18 protein-coding genes and 1 pseudogene are annotated in these 21,676 nt (G+C 68.5%); 9 read left to right on the top strand and 10 right to left on the bottom strand.

Features of this window, described 5'->3' with window-relative positions; all coding sequences use genetic code 11:
- Positions 1–64: 64 nt before the first annotated feature.
- Positions 65–2,125 (top strand): annotated as a pseudogene (locus AC23D6_RS01540) (S9 family peptidase).
- Between the two features lie 85 nt (positions 2,126–2,210).
- Here the strand turns inward: AC23D6_RS01540 and aceA are convergent.
- Together aceA and aceB are read right to left on the bottom strand one after the other, a co-directional pair.
- Entirely contained in the window at positions 2,211–3,545 is a 1,335-nt protein-coding gene (gene aceA, locus AC23D6_RS01535) for an isocitrate lyase (RefSeq protein WP_487751096.1), read from the bottom strand.
- A 105-nt stretch (positions 3,546–3,650) separates the two neighbouring features.
- Positions 3,651–5,282, bottom strand: a complete 1,632-nt coding sequence (gene aceB / locus AC23D6_RS01530) for a malate synthase A (protein ID WP_487751095.1) — start codon at positions 5,280–5,282, stop codon at positions 3,651–3,653.
- Between the two features lie 109 nt (positions 5,283–5,391).
- On the opposite strand from aceB, the gene AC23D6_RS01525 reads away from it, so the two are divergent.
- Together AC23D6_RS01525 and AC23D6_RS01520 are read left to right on the top strand one after the other, a co-directional pair.
- Positions 5,392–6,360 carry a LysR family transcriptional regulator gene (locus tag AC23D6_RS01525; protein WP_487751094.1) on the top strand — a complete coding sequence of 323 codons (969 nt, stop codon included), beginning with the start codon at positions 5,392–5,394 and terminating at the stop codon, positions 6,358–6,360.
- Between the two features lie 16 nt (positions 6,361–6,376).
- Positions 6,377–6,727 (top strand): VOC family protein, encoded by a 351-nt coding sequence (locus AC23D6_RS01520; protein WP_487751093.1) that lies wholly within the window; start codon positions 6,377–6,379, stop codon positions 6,725–6,727.
- 1 nt (position 6,728) lies between these two features.
- Here AC23D6_RS01520 and AC23D6_RS01515 read toward each other — a convergent pair whose 3' ends face one another.
- Positions 6,729–7,724 carry an alpha/beta hydrolase family protein gene (locus AC23D6_RS01515; RefSeq protein ID WP_487751092.1) on the bottom strand — a complete coding sequence of 332 codons (996 nt, stop codon included), beginning with the start codon at positions 7,722–7,724 and terminating at the stop codon, positions 6,729–6,731.
- Positions 7,725–7,808: 84 nt separating this feature from the next.
- Positions 7,809–8,081 (bottom strand): hypothetical protein, encoded by a 273-nt coding sequence (locus AC23D6_RS01510; protein ID WP_487751091.1) that lies wholly within the window; start codon positions 8,079–8,081, stop codon positions 7,809–7,811.
- 154 nt (positions 8,082–8,235) lie between these two features.
- Here AC23D6_RS01510 and AC23D6_RS01505 point away from each other — a divergent pair, with 154 nt between their 5' ends.
- Complete coding sequence (locus AC23D6_RS01505) at positions 8,236–9,048, top strand: CHAD domain-containing protein (RefSeq protein ID WP_487751090.1); 813 nt, start codon at positions 8,236–8,238, stop codon at positions 9,046–9,048.
- A gap of 161 nt (positions 9,049–9,209) precedes the next feature.
- Complete coding sequence (locus AC23D6_RS01500; RefSeq protein ID WP_487751089.1) at positions 9,210–11,975, top strand: bifunctional diguanylate cyclase/phosphodiesterase; 2,766 nt, start codon at positions 9,210–9,212, stop codon at positions 11,973–11,975.
- Between the two features lie 6 nt (positions 11,976–11,981).
- Here AC23D6_RS01500 and AC23D6_RS01495 read toward each other — a convergent pair whose 3' ends face one another.
- Positions 11,982–12,374 carry a hypothetical protein gene (locus tag AC23D6_RS01495; protein ID WP_487751088.1) on the bottom strand — a complete coding sequence of 131 codons (393 nt, stop codon included), beginning with the start codon at positions 12,372–12,374 and terminating at the stop codon, positions 11,982–11,984.
- A 203-nt stretch (positions 12,375–12,577) separates the two neighbouring features.
- Between AC23D6_RS01495 and AC23D6_RS01490 the strand changes: the two genes are divergently transcribed.
- Together AC23D6_RS01490 and AC23D6_RS01485 are read left to right on the top strand one after the other, a co-directional pair.
- A complete protein-coding gene (locus AC23D6_RS01490; RefSeq protein ID WP_487751087.1) occupies positions 12,578–13,684 on the top strand; it encodes a sensor histidine kinase in 1,107 nt (368 codons plus the stop codon).
- Positions 13,681–14,460, top strand: coding sequence for a LytR/AlgR family response regulator transcription factor (locus AC23D6_RS01485; protein ID WP_487751086.1), 780 nt, complete (start codon positions 13,681–13,683; stop codon positions 14,458–14,460). The genes AC23D6_RS01490 and AC23D6_RS01485 overlap by 4 nt, the downstream gene beginning before the upstream one ends.
- A gap of 10 nt (positions 14,461–14,470) precedes the next feature.
- On the opposite strand, the gene AC23D6_RS01480 is transcribed toward AC23D6_RS01485, so the two are convergent.
- The 3 genes from AC23D6_RS01480 to AC23D6_RS01470 form a co-directional block, all read right to left on the bottom strand.
- On the bottom strand, positions 14,471–16,186 hold the full coding sequence (locus AC23D6_RS01480; protein ID WP_487751085.1) for a sensor domain-containing diguanylate cyclase: 1,716 nt from the start codon (positions 16,184–16,186) through the stop codon (positions 14,471–14,473).
- 95 nt (positions 16,187–16,281) lie between these two features.
- Positions 16,282–17,409, bottom strand: coding sequence for an alpha/beta fold hydrolase (locus AC23D6_RS01475; protein WP_487751084.1), 1,128 nt, complete (start codon positions 17,407–17,409; stop codon positions 16,282–16,284).
- 100 nt (positions 17,410–17,509) lie between these two features.
- Positions 17,510–17,905: a DUF1801 domain-containing protein gene (locus tag AC23D6_RS01470; protein WP_487751083.1), complete on the bottom strand. Its 396-nt coding sequence runs from the start codon at positions 17,903–17,905 to the stop codon at positions 17,510–17,512.
- Positions 17,906–18,104: 199 nt separating this feature from the next.
- On the opposite strand from AC23D6_RS01470, the gene adhP reads away from it, so the two are divergent.
- On the top strand, positions 18,105–19,133 hold the full coding sequence (gene adhP, locus AC23D6_RS01465; RefSeq protein ID WP_487751082.1) for an alcohol dehydrogenase AdhP: 1,029 nt from the start codon (positions 18,105–18,107) through the stop codon (positions 19,131–19,133).
- A 24-nt stretch (positions 19,134–19,157) separates the two neighbouring features.
- Here the strand turns inward: adhP and AC23D6_RS01460 are convergent, their stop codons facing one another.
- Both AC23D6_RS01460 and AC23D6_RS01455 read right to left on the bottom strand, forming a co-directional pair.
- A complete protein-coding gene (locus AC23D6_RS01460) occupies positions 19,158–19,400 on the bottom strand; it encodes a hypothetical protein (protein ID WP_487751081.1) in 243 nt (80 codons plus the stop codon).
- 99 nt (positions 19,401–19,499) lie between these two features.
- Positions 19,500–20,477, bottom strand: a complete 978-nt coding sequence (locus AC23D6_RS01455) for a polysaccharide deacetylase family protein (protein ID WP_487751080.1) — start codon at positions 20,475–20,477, stop codon at positions 19,500–19,502.
- A 162-nt stretch (positions 20,478–20,639) separates the two neighbouring features.
- On the opposite strand from AC23D6_RS01455, the gene AC23D6_RS01450 reads away from it, so the two are divergent.
- Positions 20,640–21,665: a DUF2272 domain-containing protein gene (locus AC23D6_RS01450; protein ID WP_487751079.1), complete on the top strand. Its 1,026-nt coding sequence runs from the start codon at positions 20,640–20,642 to the stop codon at positions 21,663–21,665.
- Positions 21,666–21,676 lie beyond the last annotated feature (11 nt).

The raw sequence follows: 21,676 nt of genomic DNA, 5'->3' as shown, positions 1-21,676 counted from the left end.
GTCACACATCTGGCCGGCAGACGTCCCGTCTGCCGCCCCTTCCTTGCCACCCTGGAGTCCGCCCATGCGCCACACCGCATTCCGCCTCACGCTGCTGGCCTCGACCGTCGCGGTCGCCCTCGCCGCGCAGGCTGCGCCATCCGCCGCCGATCGCATCGCCGGTACCGAGCTGATCGCGCGCGACGCGCTGTTCGGCAATCCCGAACGCGCCAACGTGCAGATCAGCCCCGACGGCAAGTACCTCAGCTGGGTCGCCGCCGTCGACGGCGTGCTCAACGTGTGGGTCGCTCCCGCGAACGATCCTGCGCAGGCCAAGGCCGTCACCCAGGATAAGGCGCGCGGGATCCGCAGCTATTTCTGGTCGTACAACCCCGACACGCTGCTGTACCTCCGCGACAGCGGCGGCGATGAGGACTTCCATCTGTATGCCGTGGACCTGAAGACGGGCCAGACGAAGGACCTGACGCCCTTCCCGAAGACCACCGCCCAGGTCGCCGGCCTGAGCCCCAAGCATCCCGGCACGATCCTGGTCGGCATGAACGACCGCGACGCGCAGTGGCACGACCTCTACAAGGTCGACCTCTCCACCGGCGCGCGCACGCTGTTGGAGAAGAACGACGCCAAGATCGCCGGCTACATCGCCGACGCCGACTACACCCTCAAGTACGCGCAGCGCTCGCGCCCCGATGGCGGTGCCGACGTGCTGAAGCGCGGCGCCAACGGGGCGTGGGAGAAGTTCGACGACATCCCGTTCGAGGACGTGCTGACCACCAGCCCCGGCGGCCTGACGCTCGACGGCAAGACGCTGTATTTCACCGACTCGCGCGGCCGCAACACGGCGGCGCTATTCGCCGTGGACGTGGCCAGCGGCAAGCGCTCGCTGGTGCTGGAAGACGCACGCGCCGACGTCGGCGGTACCCTCGCGGATCCGGCGACCGGCAAGGTGCAGGCGGTGTCGGTCGATTAGCTGCGCGACGAGTGGAAGATCGTGGATCCGTCGATCCGCGGCGACCTGGAGAAGCTGGAGGCGATCGGACCGGGCGATGTGTCGGTGAACACGCGCACGCTGGACGACAAGACTTGGATCGTCGCCTACTCCGCGGCCGAGGCACCGCTGGTCTATTACCGCTACGACCGCCCGGCCGGCACGTTGACCAAGCTGTTCTCCGCGCGTCCGAAGCTGGAAGGCAAGCCGCTGGTCCCGCAGTGGCCGGTGGAGATCGCCTCGCGCGACAACAAGACGCTGGTCAGCTACCTCACCCTGCCGCGCAGCGCCGATGCGAACAACGACGGCAAGGCCGACGCGCCGGTGCCGCTGGTGCTGCTGGTGCACGGCGGGCCGTGGGCGCGCGATTCCTACGGCTACGGCGGCTACAACCAGTGGCTGGCCAACCGCGGCTACGCAGTGCTGTCGGTCAACTTCCGCGGCTCCACCGGTTTCGGCAAGGACTTCACCAACGCCGGCAACGGCGAGTGGGCCGGCAAGATGCACGACGACCTGATCGATGCCGTGCAGTGGGCAGTCAAACAGGGCGTCACCACGCAGGACCAGGTGGCGATCATGGGCGGCAGCTACGGCGGCTACGCCACGCTGGCCGGCCTGACGTTCACGCCGGACGCGTTTGCCTGCGGCGTGGACATCGTTGGCCCGTCCAACCTCAACACCTTGCTGAGCACCGTGCCGCCGTACTGGGCCAGCTTCTTCGAACAGCTGGCCAAGCGCATGGGCGACCCGCGTACCGACGCCGGCAAGAAGTGGCTGACCGAACGCTCGCCGCTGACCCGCGCCGACCAAATCAAGAAGCCGCTGCTGATCGGCCAGGGCGCCAACGATCCGCGCGTGAAGCAGGACGAGAGCGACCAAATCGTCAAGGCGATGACGGCGAAGAACATCCCCGTCACCTACGTGCTGTTCCCCGACGAGGGTCATGGCTTCGCGCGGCCAGAGAACAACAAGGCGTTCAACGCGGTGACCGAGGGCTTCCTCGCCCAGTGCCTGGGCGGTCGCGCAGAGCCGATCGGCAAGGACTTCACCGGGTCGAGCATCAGCGTGCCGACGGGCGCCAACGGCGTGCCGGGCCTGGCCGAGGCGCTGAAGGGTCATACGCAGGAAGTAAAGAAGTAAGCGCGCGCTCATTGCCTGCACCACTGAAAAGAAGAAACGCCGGCTTTCGCCGGCGTTTCTGTTGGTGCATCCCTTCAAGCAGCGATCAGGCCGCCTTTTCCTTTTCGTAGAACTGCTCTTCCTCGGTCGAACCCTTCAGCGCGGTGACACTGGAGCTGCCGCCCTGGATGACCGTGGTGACGTCGTCGAAGTAGCCCGCACCCACTTCCTGCTGGTGGGACACGAAGGTGTAGCCCTTCTCGCGTGCAGCGAACTCGGCTTCCTGCACCTGCTCGACGTAGTGCTTCATGCCTTCACCGCGCGCGTAGTCGTGGGCGAACTTGAAGGTGTTGAACCAGTTGATGTGGATGCCGGCCAGGGTGATGAACTGGTACTTGTAGCCCAGCGCCGACAGCTCGTCCTGGAAGCGGGCGATCTGTGCATCGTCCAGGTTCTTCTTCCAGTTGAAGCTGGGCGAGCAGTTGTAGGACAGCAGCTTGCCCGGGTGCTTGGCATGCACCGCCTGCGCGAACTCGCGGGCGAAGCCGATGTCCGGCGTGCCGGTCTCGCACCACACCAGATCGGCGTACGGCGCGTAGGCGACGCCGCGGCTGATCGCCTGTTCCAGACCGTTCCTGACCCGGTAGAAGCCTTCGCTGGTGCGCTGGCCGGTGACGAACGGCTGGTCGTTGGCGTCGAAGTCCGAGGTCAGCAGGTTCGCGGCTTCGGCGTCGGTGCGTGCCAGCACGATGGTCGGCACGCCCAGCACGTCGGCGGCCAGGCGCGCGGCCTGCAACTTCTGCACGGCTTCCTGCGTGGGCACCAGCACCTTGCCACCCATGTGGCCGCACTTCTTCACCGCGGCCAACTGGTCTTCGAAGTGCACGCCCGCGGCACCGGCGACGATCATGTTCTTCATCAGCTCGTAGGCGTTCAGCACGCCGCCGAAGCCGGCCTCGCCATCGGCGACGATCGGCAGGAAGAAGTCGATCGCGTCCGCTTCGTTCGCCTTGCCATCGCAGATGTTCTTCCATTGGATCTCGTCGGCGCGCTGGAAGGTGTTGTTGATGCGGCGGACCATCGTCGGCACCGAGTCGTACGCGTACAGCGACTGGTCCGGATACATCGTCTCGGACGTGTTGCCGTCGGCGGCGACCTGCCAGCCGGACAGGTAGACGGCTTCCAGGCCAGCCTTGGCCTGCTGCATCGCCTGGCCGGCGCTGATCGCGCCGAACGCGTTGACGTAACCCTTCTTCGCTTCGCCGTTGACGAGCTTCCACAGCTTCTCGGCGCCGCGGCGGGCCAGGGTGTATTCCGGCTGCAGGCTGCCGCGCAGGCGGACGACGTCCGCGGCGGCGTAGTCGCGCTTCACGCCGGTCCAGCGCGGATTGCTGTCCCAGTCTTTCTGGATGGCGTCGATCTGCTGTTGCTTGGTGCTCATGGCGATACTCCGTGATGGGGGTACTTCAGTTCGATGCGAATGCGTGGGCGGACGTGACGGGGCGGGCTCTACGAATCCCGAATCCCCATTCCCGAATCCCGGCCTTCAATCGATGCGGTCGTAGGCGGGCAAGGTCAGGAAATCGACCAGTTCGTCGGCGCGGCTCAGGTGGTCGAGCAGGGCGATGGCTTCGGAAATGCGTTCACCGCCAGGCAGCCGCGCGTGATCGCCCAGCTTCGCCGGCAGCGCGGCCAGCGTGCGCTGCAGCAGCGCGTAGTCGATCTGGGTGCCGTCGCACAGGTGCACGTCGGCGGTGTGCAGCCACTGCCAGATCTGCGTGCGCGAAATCTCGGCGGTGGCGGCGTCTTCCATCAGCCAATGGATCGGCACGCAACCATTGCCATCCAGCCATGCGGCCAGGTAGCGCACGCAGACTTCCACGTTGCCTTCGAAGCCGGCGCGCGTGATGGTGCCGGTGGACGGACGGATCAGGTCATCGCGCGTCACCGCCACGTCCTCGCGTTGCACGCTGCGCTGGTTGGGCTGCGGCATGTGCTCGTCGAAGATCGTCTTCGCCACCGGGATCAGCGCCGGATGCGCGACCCACGTGCCGTCATGGCCGGCGGTGACTTCGCGCAGCTTGTCGGCGCGCACGCGGGCCAGTGCCTGTTCGTTGGCGGCCTCGTCGTTGCTGATCGGGATCTGCGCCGCCATGCCGCCCATCGCATGCGCGCCGCGGCGGTGGCAGGTCTGGATCAGCAGTTCCGAGTAGGCCTTCAGGAACGGCTGCGTCATCGTCACCTGGCCGCGCTCCGGCAGCACCTTGTCGGCGTGGCGGCGGAAGGTCTTCAGGTAGGAAAAAATGTAGTCCCAGCGGCCGCAGTTCAGACCGACGATGCGGTCGCGCAGCGCGTGCAGGATCTCGTGCATCTCGAACACGGCCGGCAGCGTCTCGATCAGCACGGTCACCTTCATCTGCCCGTGCGGCAGGCCCAGCGCGGCCTCCATGTGCGACAGCGCGGTCTCCCACAGTGCGGCCTCTTCCATGTTCTGCAGCTTGGGCAGGTAGAAGTACGGGCCGCGGTCGCGGGCCTGCAGCGCGCGGGCGTTGTGCCAGGCGAACACGGCCACGTCGAACAGCCCGCCGGCGATCGGCGCGCCGTCGATCAGCACGTGCTTCTCGTCCAGGTGCCAGCCGCGCGGGCGGACCAGCAGCACGGCCTGCTCGTTCTGCGGCTTCAGCGCGTAGTGCTTGCCGGCGTCGGAGGTGAAGGTCAAGTCGCCCTGCACGGCACCGATCAGCGCGCGCTGGCCGGTCAGCAGGTTCTGCCAGGTCGGCGAGGTGGAATCCTCGAAGTCGGCCATGAACACCTTCGCGCCCGAGTTCAGCGCGTTGATGACCATCTTCGGGTCGACCGGGCCGGTGATCTCGACGCGGCGGTCCTGCAGGGCGGCCGGCACCGGGGCGACGGCCCAGTCGCCCTCGCGGATCGCGCGGGTGTCGGCGCGGAAGTCGGGCAGTCCGCCGGCATCGAAGAAGGCCTGGCGTTCGCGACGCGCCGCCAGCCGGGCCTGGCGCTCCGGTTCGATCGCACGATGCAGCGAGACGAGCAGCGCCAAAACGCCCGGCGTCAGCAGGGCATCCTGGCCCGCCAGGTTGGCGGTCAGGGCGATGCCGGGGGTAGGACGGTCGGCGCGCGCATCCCGCGGCGGCAGGGCGAAAGCAGTGGCGGACATGGGGTCTCCTGGCGTCTTGCTGGAACCGCACAGTGCTCCCCCATCGAATTATTTGACAAAACAGTTTTGTCAATGCATTAAATAAGTTTAGCTTATATTTGAGTAGAACGTGGGCTCTAAAGAAGCGCCAACTCCTCGATTTCCTTACAAATCCGACCGGCTGAAGCCCCTCCGGGCCTTCTGCCAGACGGTGCGTTTGGGGTCGGTGTCGCGGGCCGCGGAGGCGCTTTTCGTCAGCCAGCCGGCCATCACCCTGCAGCTGCAGGCCCTGGAACGGGAGCTGGGGGTGACCCTCTTCGAGCGCAGCGGCCGCCGCTTGGCGCCCAGCCGCGAGGGCCAGCTGCTGTTCGAACTGGCCCAGCCGCTGGTGGCGGGCCTGGACGGGCTGGAGGCGACCTTCCGCGAGAAGGTCAGCGGGCTGGAAGCCGGCGAACTGAACGTGGCCGCCAACAGTTCCACCATCCTCTACCTGCTGCCGAAGATCGTGGAGCACTTCCGCCAGGAACATCCGGAGGTCCGGCTCACCCTGCACAACGCCGCGACCGCGGACGGTACCGACCTGCTGCGCTCGGACGCCGTGGACCTGGCGGTGGGCTCCGTGCTCGACGTGCCGGCCGACCTCAGCTACGCGCCGGTCTACCGCTTCGAGCCGATGCTGATCACCCCGCCGGACCATCCGCTGGCGAAGAAGCGCGACCTGCGGCTGGAAGACCTCTCGCCTTACGGCCTGATCCTGCCGCCGAAACGGCTGATCACCTACCGCCTGGTCGATCTGGTGTTCCAGCAGGCCCGCGTGCCGTACACCGTCGCGCTGGAGGTGGGTGGTTGGGAAGTGATCAAGCAGTACGTCAGCATGGGCATGGGCATCTCGATCATCGCGTCGATCTGCCTGACCGACGCCGACCGCGACCGGCTCGCCGCGCGCTCGCTGGCGCAATGGTTTCCGTCGCGCAGCTATGGCGTGGTGGTGCGCAAGGGCAAGTTCCTGTCGCCGCAGGCGCGCGCCTTCATCGAACTGATCCAGCCCCACCTGTTCGAGCGCCGCGATTACGATGAGAGCGGGCATTCCGAACGCTGAGACTTGCCAGACCATCATGAGCGCCGCCGAACACCACCACCGCATCGACTACATCGAGTTCAACGTCACCTCCATCGCCGGGTCGAAAGCCTTCTATGGCGATGCGTTCGGCTGGACCTTCCAGGACTATGGCCCGGACTACTGCGAATTCCGCGATGGTCGCTTGACCGGCGGTTTCGCCCACGGCACGCCACAACCCGGCGGCGCGCTGGTCGTGCTGTATTCGACGGCGCTGGAAGACAGCCTGGCGAAGGTCGAAGCCGCAGGGGGACGCATCATCCAACCGATCTTCGCCTTCCCTGGCGGCCGCCGTTTCCAGTTCACCGATCCCGACGGCTACGAATTGGCCGTGTGGTCGGCGAGCTGATTCAGCGCGCTTCGTAGCGCGTCAGCAGCGCGCGGTGGCCGGCCCGCCACTGCGCGAGTTCGGCCGGCGAGCGGCCGTACACGCTGTCGATGAAGGCGAGCGAGAGGGACTCGGTCGCCTGCTTGACCTGCTCGCTGACATCGCGCGAGTCGAAGTAGCGATGGTCGGTGAACACGTTGTGGGTGCCATGCCGATAGACCGCCAACACCTTGGCCGGGCCGCCGATGGCGTCGAATACCTTGAGCCGATCCTCCACGCCCGAGCCGAAGCCAGGGATGCGGATGATGTCGTCGGCGGTGGTGACGTGCAGCGTGGGGATGCGGATGCCGGACAGGATCGGCCGGAAGTCCTCGTCGCCGTAGAACGGCGGCGCAGAGATCACGATCGCCGCGCTGATGCGCGGATCGCGCAGCTGGATCGCGTGGCCGTGGCGCACCACGCGCGCGCCGGCCGACATCAGCGTGGTATTGGCGCCGTAGGAATGCCCGGCCGCGACGATGCGCGCGCGGTCGATGTGCGCGCCCCATTCGCCCGCCAGCACCCGATCCAGCGCGAAGCGCTGGTCGTGCACGCGCTCGAGGGCTTCGGCGTCGCCTGCCGCATGCTGGAAGCGCGACACCAGGCCGAAGGGATTGCCTTCCCACAGCGTGCGGTCGCTGCCCACATGCTGCACGTGGAGACTGGCGATGCCGTGCTTCGCCCAGTAGCGCCCGAGGTAGGTGTAACCGTCGCGTGCGCTGCCAATGCCGTGCGAGAACACCACCAACGGCACCTTCCCGGTGCGCGCCGACGCCGGCCAGAACAGTTTCACCGGCACCGCGCGCCCACGCGCCCGATCCACCCAGTCCAGATCCTGCACGCGGTAGTCCGCCGGCGCCTCGGCGACGGCATCGCCGCGCAGACGCACGTGCGACCAGGCCACCAGCATCGGCGCCAGCAACAGCAGGGACAACAGGATCGCCACGGGCGGGCGGCGGAAGACAGCGGCAACGTTCATCGGCGATATATCCGGGACGGGGAAACCGCACGCGCCACGGGCGCCTGCGTATAACGGTTCGGTTTCGCCGCGCAGGCGCGGCGTCTACTTCTTCTTCGGGCGTCCGGCCTTGACCGGCGCCAGCGCATCCAGTGCCCTGGCAAGGGCCTGCGGCGACAGCCCGGCCAGCGCGTGCAATCCCGCGCGCAGCAGTTCGCTTTTCTTCGCGGGACGCTGGGCCTGCAGCGCGCGCGCCTTCATCACCTCCACCAGCGCGAAATCGTCGGCCGGCATGGTGAAGCTGTCGCGGACCAGCTTCGCGGGTTTGCCGGCGGGCGCCATCGGTTCTGCCTCGCGGGACTTGCGCTGCTTTGCCATGTCGCCCCCAGAAATCGTATAAATCATTTATACCGTTTACGGGGGCCTGCGCCAAGCGCGCACGCTCCGACAAACGGCCGTCCGTTCAGCGATGTCGCCACGGTGCACGCGCCGGTACGCCGTAGACTCTCGATTCCTCTCCCCGGAGCGTGTCATGCCCGGAGCCTCCCCATCCCGCACCGGCAAGCGCGTCGCCGCACTCGCCGCCGACGAGATCCAGGTCCTGGCCGGGGCGCTCGGCGAGGCGCCGGCGATGCCGGCCGGCATCCACGAGGCCCGCAAGAGCATCCGCCGCCTCCGCTCGCTGCTCGCCCTCGTGCGCGCCCCGCTCGGCAAGGCCGAGGTACGGGCGATCGACGACGAACTGCAGGGGCTGGCGAAGGGCTTGTCGGCCCTGCGCGACGGGCAGGTGGTGCTGGAGACGGCGCAGGCATGCGCGCGTCATGCAGGCGACGCCGGCGAGACGGCGAGTTGGGAAACGCTGACGCCCCTGCTTGCCGACCAGCAGGCGCATCGGGTGGCGGCGGCGCTCGCCGACGATCCGGGCTTCGTGCGGCGGCAGGCCCAGGCGCACCGCCTGGCCGAGCAACTGAGGGCGTTGCCGTGGCATCGCCTCCATGCCAATGACCTGCGCCAGGGCGTTGACCGTTCGCTGCGCCGTCAGCAACGCGTCCAGGAGGTTGCGCTGGCAAGCGGCGACCTCGACACGCTCCACGACCTGCGGCGCAAGTCGCGGCGCCTGCGCATGCAGCTGAACGCGATGAAGCGGCTGCGCGTGGCCACGCGCGGCGCAACGCCCGCATCGCGCGACATCGCCACGCTGGTCGACCGACTCGGGGCTCTCCAGGACCTCGCGCTCTTGGAGCGAGCGCTGGGCACGCTGGAACCCGCGTCGCGCGGCCCTGCGCGAGCGGTGAGCACGCGGAGGCGCATGGCCCGCCCCTCGCCGATCCAGCCGCTCGCGTAAGCACGTTTACGCAAGCCCGCCACCGCGCTCGCCCGAGTCAAGTTGACGCAGGCAGGGCCGATAGTGACCCATACGGTCCATCCGACTTTCGTCCGGTGAAGGACCGGCTTCCCGGCAGGGCCCGGAAGTCCGTGCTTTCGACCGATCGGCGGATTGGCACGATGCCTGCATCCTTCCCGGGATCGGCATCGCCCTGGATGGCCGCCCCCTTCAACGCAGGAACGCTGCTGGTGGAAGCCACTGCCACGCCCCCCGGGCACGCCCATACGGCGGCACCGGGGACGACCGACCGCCGCCTCGGCCTGCCGCCGATGGCCTGGGCGGCGGCCGTGCTGTTGGCGGGGCTGCTGTGCACGGCATTCGTCGCGCATCGCGAATGGGACGACCTGCAGGACCGCGCCGAAGAACATCGCAGCGCGCTCGCCGATGCCGGGCTGGCCCGCCTGCGCGTGCCGCTGGAGCAGGCCGCGTCGATGCTGCGCGCGATGCAGACGGTGTTCCTCTCGAACGACCAGATGGACCAGGCGCGCTTCAGCCAATACCACACCAGCCTGCGCAGTCCGCTGCAACCGGGGTCGTACACGTCGATCGCGTTCGCCCGCCGCGAACCGGCCGGACAGCCGTTGGCTGACCATGTGTCCTACCGCTACGTCTACGTCGCGCCGTACGAACCGAACACCGCGCTGATCGGCTTCGACATGGTCACCCAGAAGGCGAACCTCACCGCCCTGCTTCAGGCGCGCGACACCGATACGGTCGTGGTCTCGGCGCCCTTCGCGCTGCGCCAGACCACGCCAGCCGGACACAACCCGTTGGGCGTGACGCTGCGCCTGCCGGTGTACTCGCACGGCCCCACGCCAACCACGCCCAACCAGCGCCGCGCGCGCGAACTTGGCGCGCTGGCCATCGGCATCCGCCTGCAACCAATGGTGGAGGGCGCGCTCGCCGGCCCGGTGCTGGACGGTTTCCGGGTGCGCATCAGCGATGCCACCGCGGATGCGCAACCGTTCTACGACTCGGGCACCGCTGCGGAACCGGGACGGCCCACGCAGGTGCGCCGCCTCGATTTCGGGGGCCGCCAGTGGCGGGTGGAACTGCTGCCGCGTCCACAGCCGCTGGATCTGGGACGCCTGCAGGCGATCCTCGTCGGCGGCGGCGTCATCAGCCTGCTGCTGTCCGCGCTGGTGTGGTCGCTGACCACCACCCGGCGCCGCGCCGTCGCCCTCGGTGCGCAGATGAGCGCGCGTTACCGCGAGAGCGAACTGCGTTTCCGCACGCTCAACGAACTGCTGCCCGCCCTGGTGCTGCTGGCCGATGCGCGCGACGGCCGCATCGTCTACGCCAATCAGGCCGCCCGCCTGCGCCTGGGCGACCCCACGGGGTTGCCGCTGTCAGCGCTGTTCTCCGACCCGCAGTTGCAGCACCGCGCACGCGACGCCGATGCCATCGGCAACGATTGGGGCAACCTGGAGGCGGTGCTGCTGAGTCCAGGCGGCGACGCGTTCTGGGCCAGCGCGTCGATCGCGCAGGTCGACATGGACGGGCAGGCGCACCTGCTGATGGTCGCCACCGACATCTCCGAGCAGCGCGAGCTGACCGAGCGCCTGAGTTACCAGGCCACCCACGATGCGCTCACCGAACTGTGCAACCGGCGCGAGTTCGAGCGGCGGGTCGAAGAGGCCCTGCACGAGCGCAAGGGCCGCGTGCAGACCGATCCTTGCGCGCTGCTCTATATCGACCTGGACCAGTTCAAGCTGATCAACGATGTGTCCGGCCATATGGCCGGCGACCAGTTGCTCGCGCAGCTCGCGCTGGCGATGCGCCAACAGCTGCGCGGCGGCGACGTGCTCGCACGCCTGGGCGGCGACGAGTTCGGCCTGATGGCCTTCCACGTGGATGCCGAGGGCGCGCAGGCGCTAGCCGAACGCCTGCGCGAGTGCATCGAGGCGCTGATGTTCGTCTGGCAGGACCGCACCTATACCGTCAGCGCCAGCATCGGCGTGGTGGTCGTGGACCAGCAGGAGCCGACGCTCAAGGACCTGTTGGCCTGGGCCGACACCGCCTGTTATCTCGCCAAGGAGAACGGCCGCAATCGCGTCCACGTCTATCGCCAGGACAACGAAACCACCCGCCGCCAGGGCGAGATGGAATGGGCCAGCCGGCTGCGCTGGGCGGTGGAACAGGACCGCCTGCTGCTGGACTACCAGGAAATCGTGCCGCTCGACGGCAGCGGTGCCGCACCGACCATCGAGCTGCTGTTGCGCCTGCGCGACGAGGACGGTGGCGTGGTGCTGCCCGGCGCCTTCCTTTCCGCCGCCGAGCGCTACGGTCTGATGCCCGCCATCGACCGCTGGGTGATCCGCAACGCGCTGGCGAACTTCGGCCGCCTGCATCATTCCGGCATGCGGCTCGGGACCTGCGCGATCAACCTGTCGGGCGCGAGCATCGAGGACGAGGGGCTGGCGGACTTCATCCTCGCCCGCATCACGGAGTATGCGGTGCCCGCGCACACGCTGTGCTTCGAGATCACCGAGACGGTCGCCGTGCGCAACCTGTTGAAGGTGGTCAACGTCATCGAGCGCCTGCGCCGCGCCGGGTGTCGCATCGCGCTGGACGATTTCGGCGCCGGCATGTCGTCCTTCGGCTACCTGAAGAACCTGCCGGTGGACCTGATCAAGATCGACGGCAGCTTCATCCGCGATCTCGAGACCGAACCGATGAGCCGCACCATCGTCAGCGCCATCGCCCAGATCGGCCACCAGCGCGGCTTGAAGGTCGTGGCCGAGTGGGTCAGCAGCCCGCAGCTGTGCGACGCGCTGCGCTCGCTGGGCGTGGACTACGGCCAGGGCTTCGCCCTGCACCGTCCCGAGCGCGTGCTGTTCCAGCGCGACGAGCATCCGCCGCGCCGGCTCAGCGTGGTGCGCTGACCGCGCTCAATCGCCGCGCGCGACGCGCTGCTGCTTCTCCAGTTCGGCCGCGCTCATGCGGCGCGCGTGGCCCGGCTGGATGGTGAGCCCGCGATGGGCGCAGACGTCCACCGCCGGATACAGCACCTGCTGGCCGTTGCGGAACTCCAGCCTCAGGTCCTGCACGCAGCCCTGCACCGGCAAGCGCACGGTGACGCCGTTGCCGCCGCCGTGCAGGTCTTCGCCGAGCACGACGGGCACCGGTGCGCCGCCGACCGGCGCGGCCGACATCGCGACCAGCCGTTCGTGGGCACGGTTGACGATGTCCAGGTAATGCACGCGCGCAGGCTCCGCGGCCCGGACGTGGGCGACCGGCGACAGTGCGGCAAGCAGAACGACACAGATCGACAGGAAGCGCATGGCGAATCTCCGTGGGGACGAGGATCCGCCGGAAGCCACGCGGGCCTGGCGGATGGCCGCATCACGCGCCACCCGCGCCATGCCGGGCAACGGATCCGGGATGAATCGTCGTTGCGCCGGGCCGAATCGTAGCCATGCGGGCGTAACGCTTCCCCCGCGCGGGACCCCGGCCTAGGATGCCCCCACTCTCCGGGACGCCACGCATGACGATTCGACTGGGCACCCTCGACATCGGCCTGTTCCGCTATCTGGGCCTTTGGACGGCCGTCGCGCTGCTGTTCACCCTGCAGGCGAAACTCAACAACGGACTGGACTCGCCCAGCTGGCCGCTGTGGGACCTGATCCGCTGGTCGCTGATCCAGTGGTACACGTGGGCCGCGCTGGCGCCGGTCGTGTTCCGTCTGGCCGAACGCTATCCGATACGCGACGCGACGCGCTTGAGCGGGCTGGGCAAGCAGCTGGTGGCCAGCCTGTGCACGACCTTCGTCGCGATGATGATCGGCGCCTTGGTCTCCACCTTGTTCGAACCCAGCGGCTTCGTCGAACAGCTGGGGTATTTCCTGGAGCAGCACTTCGCCATCGGCCTGCTGACGTACTGGCTGCTGTTCGCCATCCAGCAGGCCATCCAGTTCCACGCCGAGAAGGCCCGGCGCGAGCTGGAGGCCAGTCAGCTCGCCACCGAACTGGCGCAGTCGCGCCTTCAGGTGCTGAAGACCCAGCTGCAACCCCATTTCCTGTTCAACACGCTGCACGCTATCGTAACCCTGCTGGACGAAGACACGCTGTCGGCCGAGGACATGTTGCTGAAGCTCAGCGAGCTGCTGCGTGCATTCCTCGAGGACTACGACGGCCAGGAAATCTCGCTGCGACGCGAACTGGAACTGCTGGAGCTCTACCTCGGCATCCAGCGACGGCGTTTCAAGGATCGCCTGGAGACGCGCATCTACGTGGCGCCCGATGCGCTCGATGCCGCCGTACCCAGCCTGGTCTTGCAACCCCTCGTCGAGAACGCGATCCGCCACGGCATCGGCCGCAATGTCGGCGAAGACCGCATCGAGGTCGACTGCCGCCGCGAGGGCGGGCAACTGCGGATCGAAGTGCGCAACGGCAACAGCACGCTGGGCCAGCCCAGCGATGGCGGGCACGGTATCGGCATGGCCAACACGCGACTTCGTTTGCGCGAGCTGTATGGCGACAACGCCGACCTGCGCCTGGACGCGATGGTGCCGCGCGGCGTCGCCTGCCGCTTGCGCGTGCCGTTCCGCGAACTCGCGCAGGACGACGACGCGCCGGAGCACGTGCCGGCATGAGCCTGCGCGTGCTGGTGGTCGACGACGAGCCGATCGCGCGGCATGCGGTCGTCCGCCAGCTGCGCGACGCGGACGATCTAGAGATCGTTGGCGAGTGCGGCGACGGCGTGTCCGCCGTCGAGGCCATCCGCGCGCTGTCGCCGGACCTGGTGTTTCTCGACATCCAGATGCCGGCGATCACCGGCCTGGATGTCGTCGCCACGATCGGGGCCGCGCGCATGCCCGCCACCATCTTCGTCACGGCGTACGAGCAGTACGCCGTGCGCGCGTTCGAAGCGCATGCGGTGGATTACCTGGTGAAACCGTTCAGTCGTGAGCGCTTCCAGGAGACGCTGAGGCGTGCACGCCAGCGGCTGGCCATCCACGCGGGCGCCGATGCCGATGCCACCTCGCGCATCCTGCAAACGTTGGAAACGCTGCGCCAGCGCGACGACTACGCCACCCGCATCCCTGTGCGCGAAGACGAGAAGGTCGTGCTGGTGGACGTGGACGACATCGTCTGGGTCCGCGCCAACGGCAATACGGTGCTGCTGCACCTGGCCGGCCGCGTGCATGAGTTGCGCGAGACCATGGCCGGGCTGGCGGCGCGGCTGGATCCGCGCCACTTCGCCCGCGTGCACCGCTCGGCCATCGTCAACGTAAGGCGGATCCGCGACATCCAGCCGTGGTTCAACGGCCACCACGTCATCACGCTGGACACCGGCCAGCAACTCCGCATGAGCCGCTACCAGCACGAGGCCTTCCTGAAACTGGTAGGGCCGCGGCCGGCGACGTGAAACGCCCCGGCTAGGCCTCGGTTTCCACCCGGTTGCGACCGGCATGCTTGGCGCGGTACAGAGCTTCGTCGGCGATCAGGAACGCCTGGGCGTAGTCTTCGCCGGGCGCGGTGCGTATCCACCCGATGCTGACGGTCACCACGCCCCATGGCGAGTCTTCGTGCGGAATGCCCAGCGCATGCACGGCCGCGCGGACGCGCTCGGCCACGCGCGCGGACACCGCGGCATCGGCATCCGGCAACACCACCAGGAACTCCTCGCCGCCCATCCGCGCCACCGCGTCCTGCGGATGTCGGAGCAGGCCGCCCACCACGCCGGCGACGCGTCGCAACGCACTGTCGCCGGCTGCGTGGCCGTAGCGGTCGTTGTAGGCCTTGAAGTGGTCCACATCGATGGCGATGACGGTCATGTCCACGGTGAGCTGGCCGGCTTCGTCGCTCACCAGGGACAGCTTGTGCTGCAGGCCACGGCGGTTGAGGCAGCCGGTGAGCGGATCGGTGCGGTTGAGCCGGTCCAGTTCGGCATTGGCCTGGCGCAGTTCGGCGGTGCGGCGGTCGATCTCCTGCTCGCGCCGTTCCAGCGTGCGCTGCAAGGACAACGCCAGGGCGCTCTGGTCGCCGAGCGAACGTTGCAGGTCCTCGTGCGCGACTTCCAGCTGCGCGGCGAGTTCGCCGACGGCGCGGCCCACCGGTTCGAACTCCTCCGGCAGCGGCGCCGTCGCGCTGGGACGGCGGTGCACCGCCAGCGCATGCAGCGCGTCGGACAGCTGCGCGAGCGCGCTGTCCAGCCGTCGCATCTGCCAAGCGTAGGCGAACCATACGCCCGCAATGATCAGCACCAGCAGGCCTGCCGTGGCCAGCGCGCGGTTGCGCACCGTGCTCACCAGCATGTCGTCCGGCACCACCAGCACGAGCGTCCAGCCCGACGTGAGCTTCGCCTGCGAGACCCAGGCCGCGCGCCCGTCAGCCATCACGCCATGCAGCCTGCGCGACTCGGTCTCGCGCGCGCCTTGCCCGGCACCGGCCAGCAACGGCGTACCCGCCAACGGCTGCTGGAAGCGGTATTGAAGGCCCTCGGTCGCGCGGATCACGCGCATTTGGCGGTCGAGCAGCAGCATCTCCACGCCGCGGCGGCGCATGGCGCTGACACGCGGACCGGTGAAGGCATCGACGCGGATCGAGCCCTGGACCACCCCCGCGAAGGCGCCGTCGACCTGCCAAGGGGCCGATACGGCCACGAGCGGATCGCTGCTGAGGCGACGGCCGCGGAAGGCATCGGACACGAACGGCGAACCGGTATCGCGGGGCGCCCGGAAATACTCGCGGTCCGCCACGTTGATGGCCGGTGCACGGGGCGGCACCGGCTGGGACGCCTGCACATTACCCAGGGCGTCGGTCACCAGCACGCTGCTGAAGCTGGGATAGCGCCGGCGCAGTTCGCCCAACTGCGCCGGCCAGTCGGTGTCCTTGCCGCTCATCGAGGCCACCAGGGCGACGCCGGCCTGGTGCGTGTCGACGAAATCATTGACCGCCATGGCGCTGAGCATCGTGCTCACTTCCAGCCGCTCGCCCAGGTGGCGCTGCTCGGCCCGGTAGGAGCGCACCTGCTCGACGATGCCGAGCACCGCCGCCGGCAGCAGGGCCGCCAGCACCACTGCACGTGCGAACTGTCGTCTCAGCGAGGGGGGACGCGGGGCAGCGCCGGCAGGCGGGGCAGGATCGGTCATGCGGGTGCGGCAGCGGCGCGGTCCGGATACTGCGGCGCACTATCCACTATTTCGGCGCAGAATTCTGCGCCCCAGAGGCCATTACGCGCGCTGCTTCATGGGGTCGCCTTCCCCGCTTCGCGCGCCTCGGCGGCCACGACGCGCGGACGCACGTGCTCGAGCAGGCTGACCAGGGTCTTGCCCGGCTCTTCCCACGGCATCATGTGGGCCGAGTGCTCGAACCACACGCCGCGCTTGTACGGCGCCTGCACCTGCGCCAGCCACGCGGCCGTCGGCTCGGAGGGCGTGGTGTAGTCATGCCGGCCCATGAACATCACCACCGGGATCGGGAAGCGCTTCACGCCGGTAAAGTCGACCTGCAGGAATTCGTCCAGCAATCGTCCCAGGGTCAATACGCTTCCGGCGTTGATCGCGCAGCGTGCCGCGTCGTCGTAGTCCGGCGACAGGCGCGGGCCTTGGAAGAAGTAGGTCGAGCTGTCGCGGTACGCGGTCAGGCCGCCGTAGAACTGCGGCCACTTGCGTGCGATGACGATGCGCTCGCGGGTGATCGGCTGGTCGCCGGGGTACGGTGCGATCGACTCCATCTCGCGCACCGCATCGGTGTTGCCGCGCTCGCGCGCCACGCGCAGGCCATAGTCGAAGCTGACCTGCTCGTTGGTGCGCACATTGATCACCTGGCCGATGCCGACGTAGGCATGGAAGAGATCCGGTCGCTTCAGCGCCGCATGCATCGCCACCACGGTGCCCCAACTGTGCCCCATCAGCACCAGCTTGCGCTTGTGGTAGCGCGTGCGCAGGTACTCGGCGAGCGCGATCGCGTCCTCCACGTAGCGCTGGATGTGCAGCGTGTCGGCCACGGCGGCTTCGGGGTTCAGCGTCAGCGTCTTGCCCGCGCCGCGCTGGTCGTAGTTCACGACGGTGAAGTACTCCTCCAGCGGTCGCTGGAACTGCCACAGCGTCGGGATGACCGGCGACGCCGGGCCGCCATGCACGAACAGCACCATCGGGTTGTCGCGATCCTGGCCGCGCACGTTCACCCACTGGCGGATGCCGCCGATCTCGACCGCATAGTCTTCCTGCACGCCGTCGGGCGCGACGATCCGGCCGAGGTCGGCGATGATCTCGCGCGCCGGTGCATACGCCGAGCGATCGGGGCATTTCTCCTCCGCCTGTGCCGCCAGCGGCAGCAAGGCCAGCACGATGGCAATGATCGCGTGTTTCATCCGTCTCTCCCTCGGGACCCGGACGGCATTGTCGCCGGCGCCCAGGGGTGGCGCGTGTGTCGTTCGTCCCTGCCGGCCGATCGGGCAGGGAGGTTGCGGCTCAGACGTGCGTCATCCACTGGTTCAATACAGCCTGCAGTGCCTTCGCACGTGCGTCCACCTCTGCCGGGCCCGCGAAGGAGAGCGTTGCGCGATCGGCGCCCAGCCACGTCAGCAGTCCCTGCGGATCGTCGATCGCGTCTTTGGCCAGCGCGCGCTTGCCCGCGCCCAGGTGCAGCACCAGCAGCACGCTGTCCGCGCGCCGCAGCTGCATCGTGGCGAAGTGCCGGCCGTCGACGTGGAAGCTGGGCGCGTTCCACTTGATGTCCTCGCCGATGCGCGGATCGGCGGCCCGGATGGCGGCACGCAGGCGCCGGACGGTGGCGTCCTGCGGATGCGCGAGCGCAGCGAGGAATGCGTCCACGTCGGCGGGCGTGGCGGATTTTTTCTCAGGCATCGGGACTCCGGGGTTGGGCGCAGCGCCGAGGCGACGGTACCGCGTGCTGCCGCTGATGCCTACTCGCCCGCCGGCGTGGCCGGGTACCGGCGGTCCGACGGGCGGTGGCGTGGCCGGGTTTTGGATTGATCGGAATCAAGGTGTCCGCGTCGGCCTCGGCGTACGGTGGAGACTCGTCGGGCCTCTGCAGGAGCAGCGAATGGACAGCACCATGAAAGCCGCCGTCGTGCGGGCGTTCGGCAAGCCGCTGGTGATCGAGGAAGTCCCCGTGCCTCGGCCTGCGGCCGGCGACATCCTGGTCAAGATCGAAGCCTGCGGCGTTTGCCACACCGATCTGCACGCCGCCGAAGGCGACTGGCCGGTGAAGCCCAACCCACCGTTCATCCCCGGCCACGAGGGCGTCGGCCACGTCGTGGCGGTAGGCGCCGGCGTCAGCCACGTGAAGGAAGGCGACCGCGTGGGCGTCCCGTGGCTCTACTCGGCTTGCGGCTATTGCGAGCACTGCCTGGGCGGCTGGGAAACGCTGTGCGAGACGCAGCAGAACACGGGCTATTCGGTCAACGGCGGGTTCGCGGAATACGCGCTCGCCAATGCAGGTTACGTGGGCCACTTGCCCGACAACGTGGGCTTCGTCGACATCGCGCCCGTCCTCTGCGCCGGCGTGACCGTCTACAAGGGGTTGAAAGTCACCGACACGAAGCCTGGCGACTGGGTCGTGATCTCCGGTGTCGGCGGGCTCGGCCACATGGCCGTGCAGTACGCGAGGGCGATGGGTCTGAACGTGGCGGCCGTCGATGTGGACGATGGCAAGCTTGACCTCGCGCGCCGCCTGGGTGCGACCGTCGCCGTCAACGCCAAAACCACCGATCCGGTGGCGTACCTGAAGAACGAGATCGGAGGCGCGCACGGAGCGCTGGTGACCGCGGTCTCGCCGAAAGCGTTCGAGCAGGCCATCGGCATGGTCCGCCGCGGCGGCACGGTGTCGCTCAACGGCCTGCCGCCAGGGCAGTTTCCGCTGGACATCTTCGGCATGGTGCTCAACGGCATCACGGTGCGCGGCTCGATCGTCGGCACGCGGCTGGACCTGCAGGAGGCGTTGGCATTCGCCGCCATGGGCAAGGTGGCCGCGACGGTGGCGACAGATCGCCTGGAAAACATCAACGACGTGTTCGCGCGCATGCACGCCGGCCGGATCGAAGGCCGCATCGTGCTCGACTTCACCGCCTGACCATCGCCCGCTCGCCAAGCACCATCAACCGGGATCGGGCGCGTCCGCTACGCCGATCATCCGCACCGCTTGCCGCTTGCCCGCGGCCAACGCGTCATGGCAGGTGAAGTAGTGGTGTTCGCCATCGTGCCAAGGCGCGCTCCAGGCGCTGCCCTGCGCCTCGCGCACGCGCACCGCCAGCGACCAGGGCTGCTGCTCGTCGGGCCGTTCGATCACGACTTCCACCAGATGCCCCAGGCAGATCGAGAGGTCCACTTTCTTCTGCATGCACGCCTCCGGCTCGATCACGTCGTGCCCCTGCCTGGCATGCGGTCCGGCCTACCCTGTCCATAGCGGAGAACGGGAAAACCGCGCGCCGCGGGCCAGCTACTCCGCGTCCACGCCTGCCAACTGCAGCACCCAGCCTGGTACCACGGGCTCGCTGGCGTAGAAGTCTTTCGGCTTCTTCTCCGCCATCGCCCAGCGGTGCAGCCAGCTGGGGCCGTAGCGGCCGTTGTAGCCGTCCTCGCCGCGCGCGTAGGCCGGGTCGCGCATCGCCTCGTCCAGGGTGATCACGCGGTAGCCGCGGCGCTGTACGCAGGCGACCAGGTCGGCGTAAGCGACGGCGTTCAGCTCGTTCGCATGCAACAGCCAGACCTGGGGCAGCGCATAGCCGAGCAAGGCCTGCGATTGCCGTTCGTAGTAGTCGACCTTGTTGAGCATGTACGGAAGGTAGCCGCGGCGCAGGCGCTCGAGCGTGGCCGCGCGCTCGGGCGTGTCGGGCTGGCCGTCGAGCACGTTCGCATAGGCGAACGCCCAGACCCATTCGCCGTTGTCGACGGTGACCGGCGCGATGCGGTAGCCGTGTTCACCGAGGAACGCGGACAACGCAGCGCGGTCTTCCGGCGTGCGTCCGGCGCGCAGGTAGGGATGGCGGAACCAGCGCGGCACCTGTCCGCGCGTCGCGAGCAGCGGGCGCAGCACGCGCTCGCCATCGAGCACATCCTGCTGGAATGCGGGCAACCCCACGGCATGCAGGTCGACATGACCGCGCGTGTGGTTGCCGAGTTCGAAGCCACCGTCGAGCCAGTCGCGCAACATCGCCACGCGCGCGGACTGCACCCGGCCGTCGATCTCCAGCTTGCCCTCGTTGACGAAACCCACCACCGGCACGCCGGCCTGCTTCAGCTGCGCCATCAACTGCGCGTGGCGCACCGGCAGCTCGGCCGTCGGCGTCTTGTCCATGCGCTGCCAAGGCAGGTCATCGATGGTGATGGCGATGCGGCGGTCGGGTTCGGCCGCCTGCGCCGCCAGCGCCGATGCGAGCAGGAAGAGGGTGGACAACGTGTGCAGCAATGGCCGCATCGGCAGGAACGTCCGAAGGAAGAGCCGAGAGCTTATCCAGCATCCAGGACACCCGCCAGCGACCCAACTCAAGCCAGACCTTCAGGCCGCGTGATGAAAAGCTGTCCTGCCGATGCGGCATGATGCGTAAGTTAGAACTGCCGAACCCGGAGAACGTTGCTGATGCGCGCATGGTTGTTGCTGCCCCTGTTGCTGCTGTCGTCCTTCGCCGCCCGTGCGGCCGATGTCTGTCCGCAGTTGTCGCAACAGGCGCCGTCGGACGTCGCCACCCGCATCGCCGCGGTCGCCTGCCGCGAACACCTGATGTGGTATCGCCCCTTCATCGACCGGGAAGGCAAGCTGGCGAACGCGCCGATGAATGAAGCCGAGTCGTCGCTGTTGTCGATCGGCGACGACCGTGCCTGGCAGCGCGTCGCGCGCTACTGGCGCGACAGCGGCCTGCTCGCCGCGATCGGCCACCGTCGCGGTGCGACGGACTGCCTGTACGCGTCGGCGACCGGCCCGCAGGCCGAAGCCTGCCGCGGCTTCGTGGTCGACACGCCGTGGTCGGCCGCCTTCATTTCGTGGGTGATGCGCGAAGCCAGGGTGCCGGGCTTCCGCGGGTCCAGCCGTCACTTCACCTACGTGCAGGCGGCGTATCAGAACCCCTCGACCAATGCCTTCGACGTCATCGACGTGGCGAGGGCCAAGCCCGTGGTCGGCGACCTGATCTGCTACGTGCGGCAGGCCGGCCGCCTGTTCGGCCATGAAGGCCTGGTGCCGTTGCTGCGCAGCGGCAGCTCGCTCGACATGCACTGCGACATCGTGGTGGCGGTGAACCCGAACAACGACAGCACCGCCTACGCCATCGGCGGCAACGTGCAGCAGAGCGTGACGATGCGGATGCTGCCGTTGAATCGCAACGGCGAGTTCTGGGGCGGGCTGCCGCTGCGGATCGGCGACGGCACGCTGTGCGCGCCCGACAACGAAGCGGCCTGCAACATGAACCGCCAGGACTGGGCGGCGATCCTGCGGCTCAAATCGCCGGCGCAACTTGCGAAACTCCCGGGCGCCCTGCCGCCGGTGCAGGACGCGCCCGATGCGTCGCCGGAGAGGCAGGAGTGCTGCGTGAACTGCGTGGTCGGTTCGGGCGTGCCGCGGTGCCCGGCCGAGGCCGCCCGGGCCAACGAACCGCCCGCGAATCCCTGAGCCGCATGCCG

Source organism: Pseudoxanthomonas sp. G3 (genome assembly GCF_057654715.1).
The sequence above is the reverse complement of the archived record's forward strand: the minus strand, read 5'-3'. Positions and strand labels throughout refer to the sequence as shown.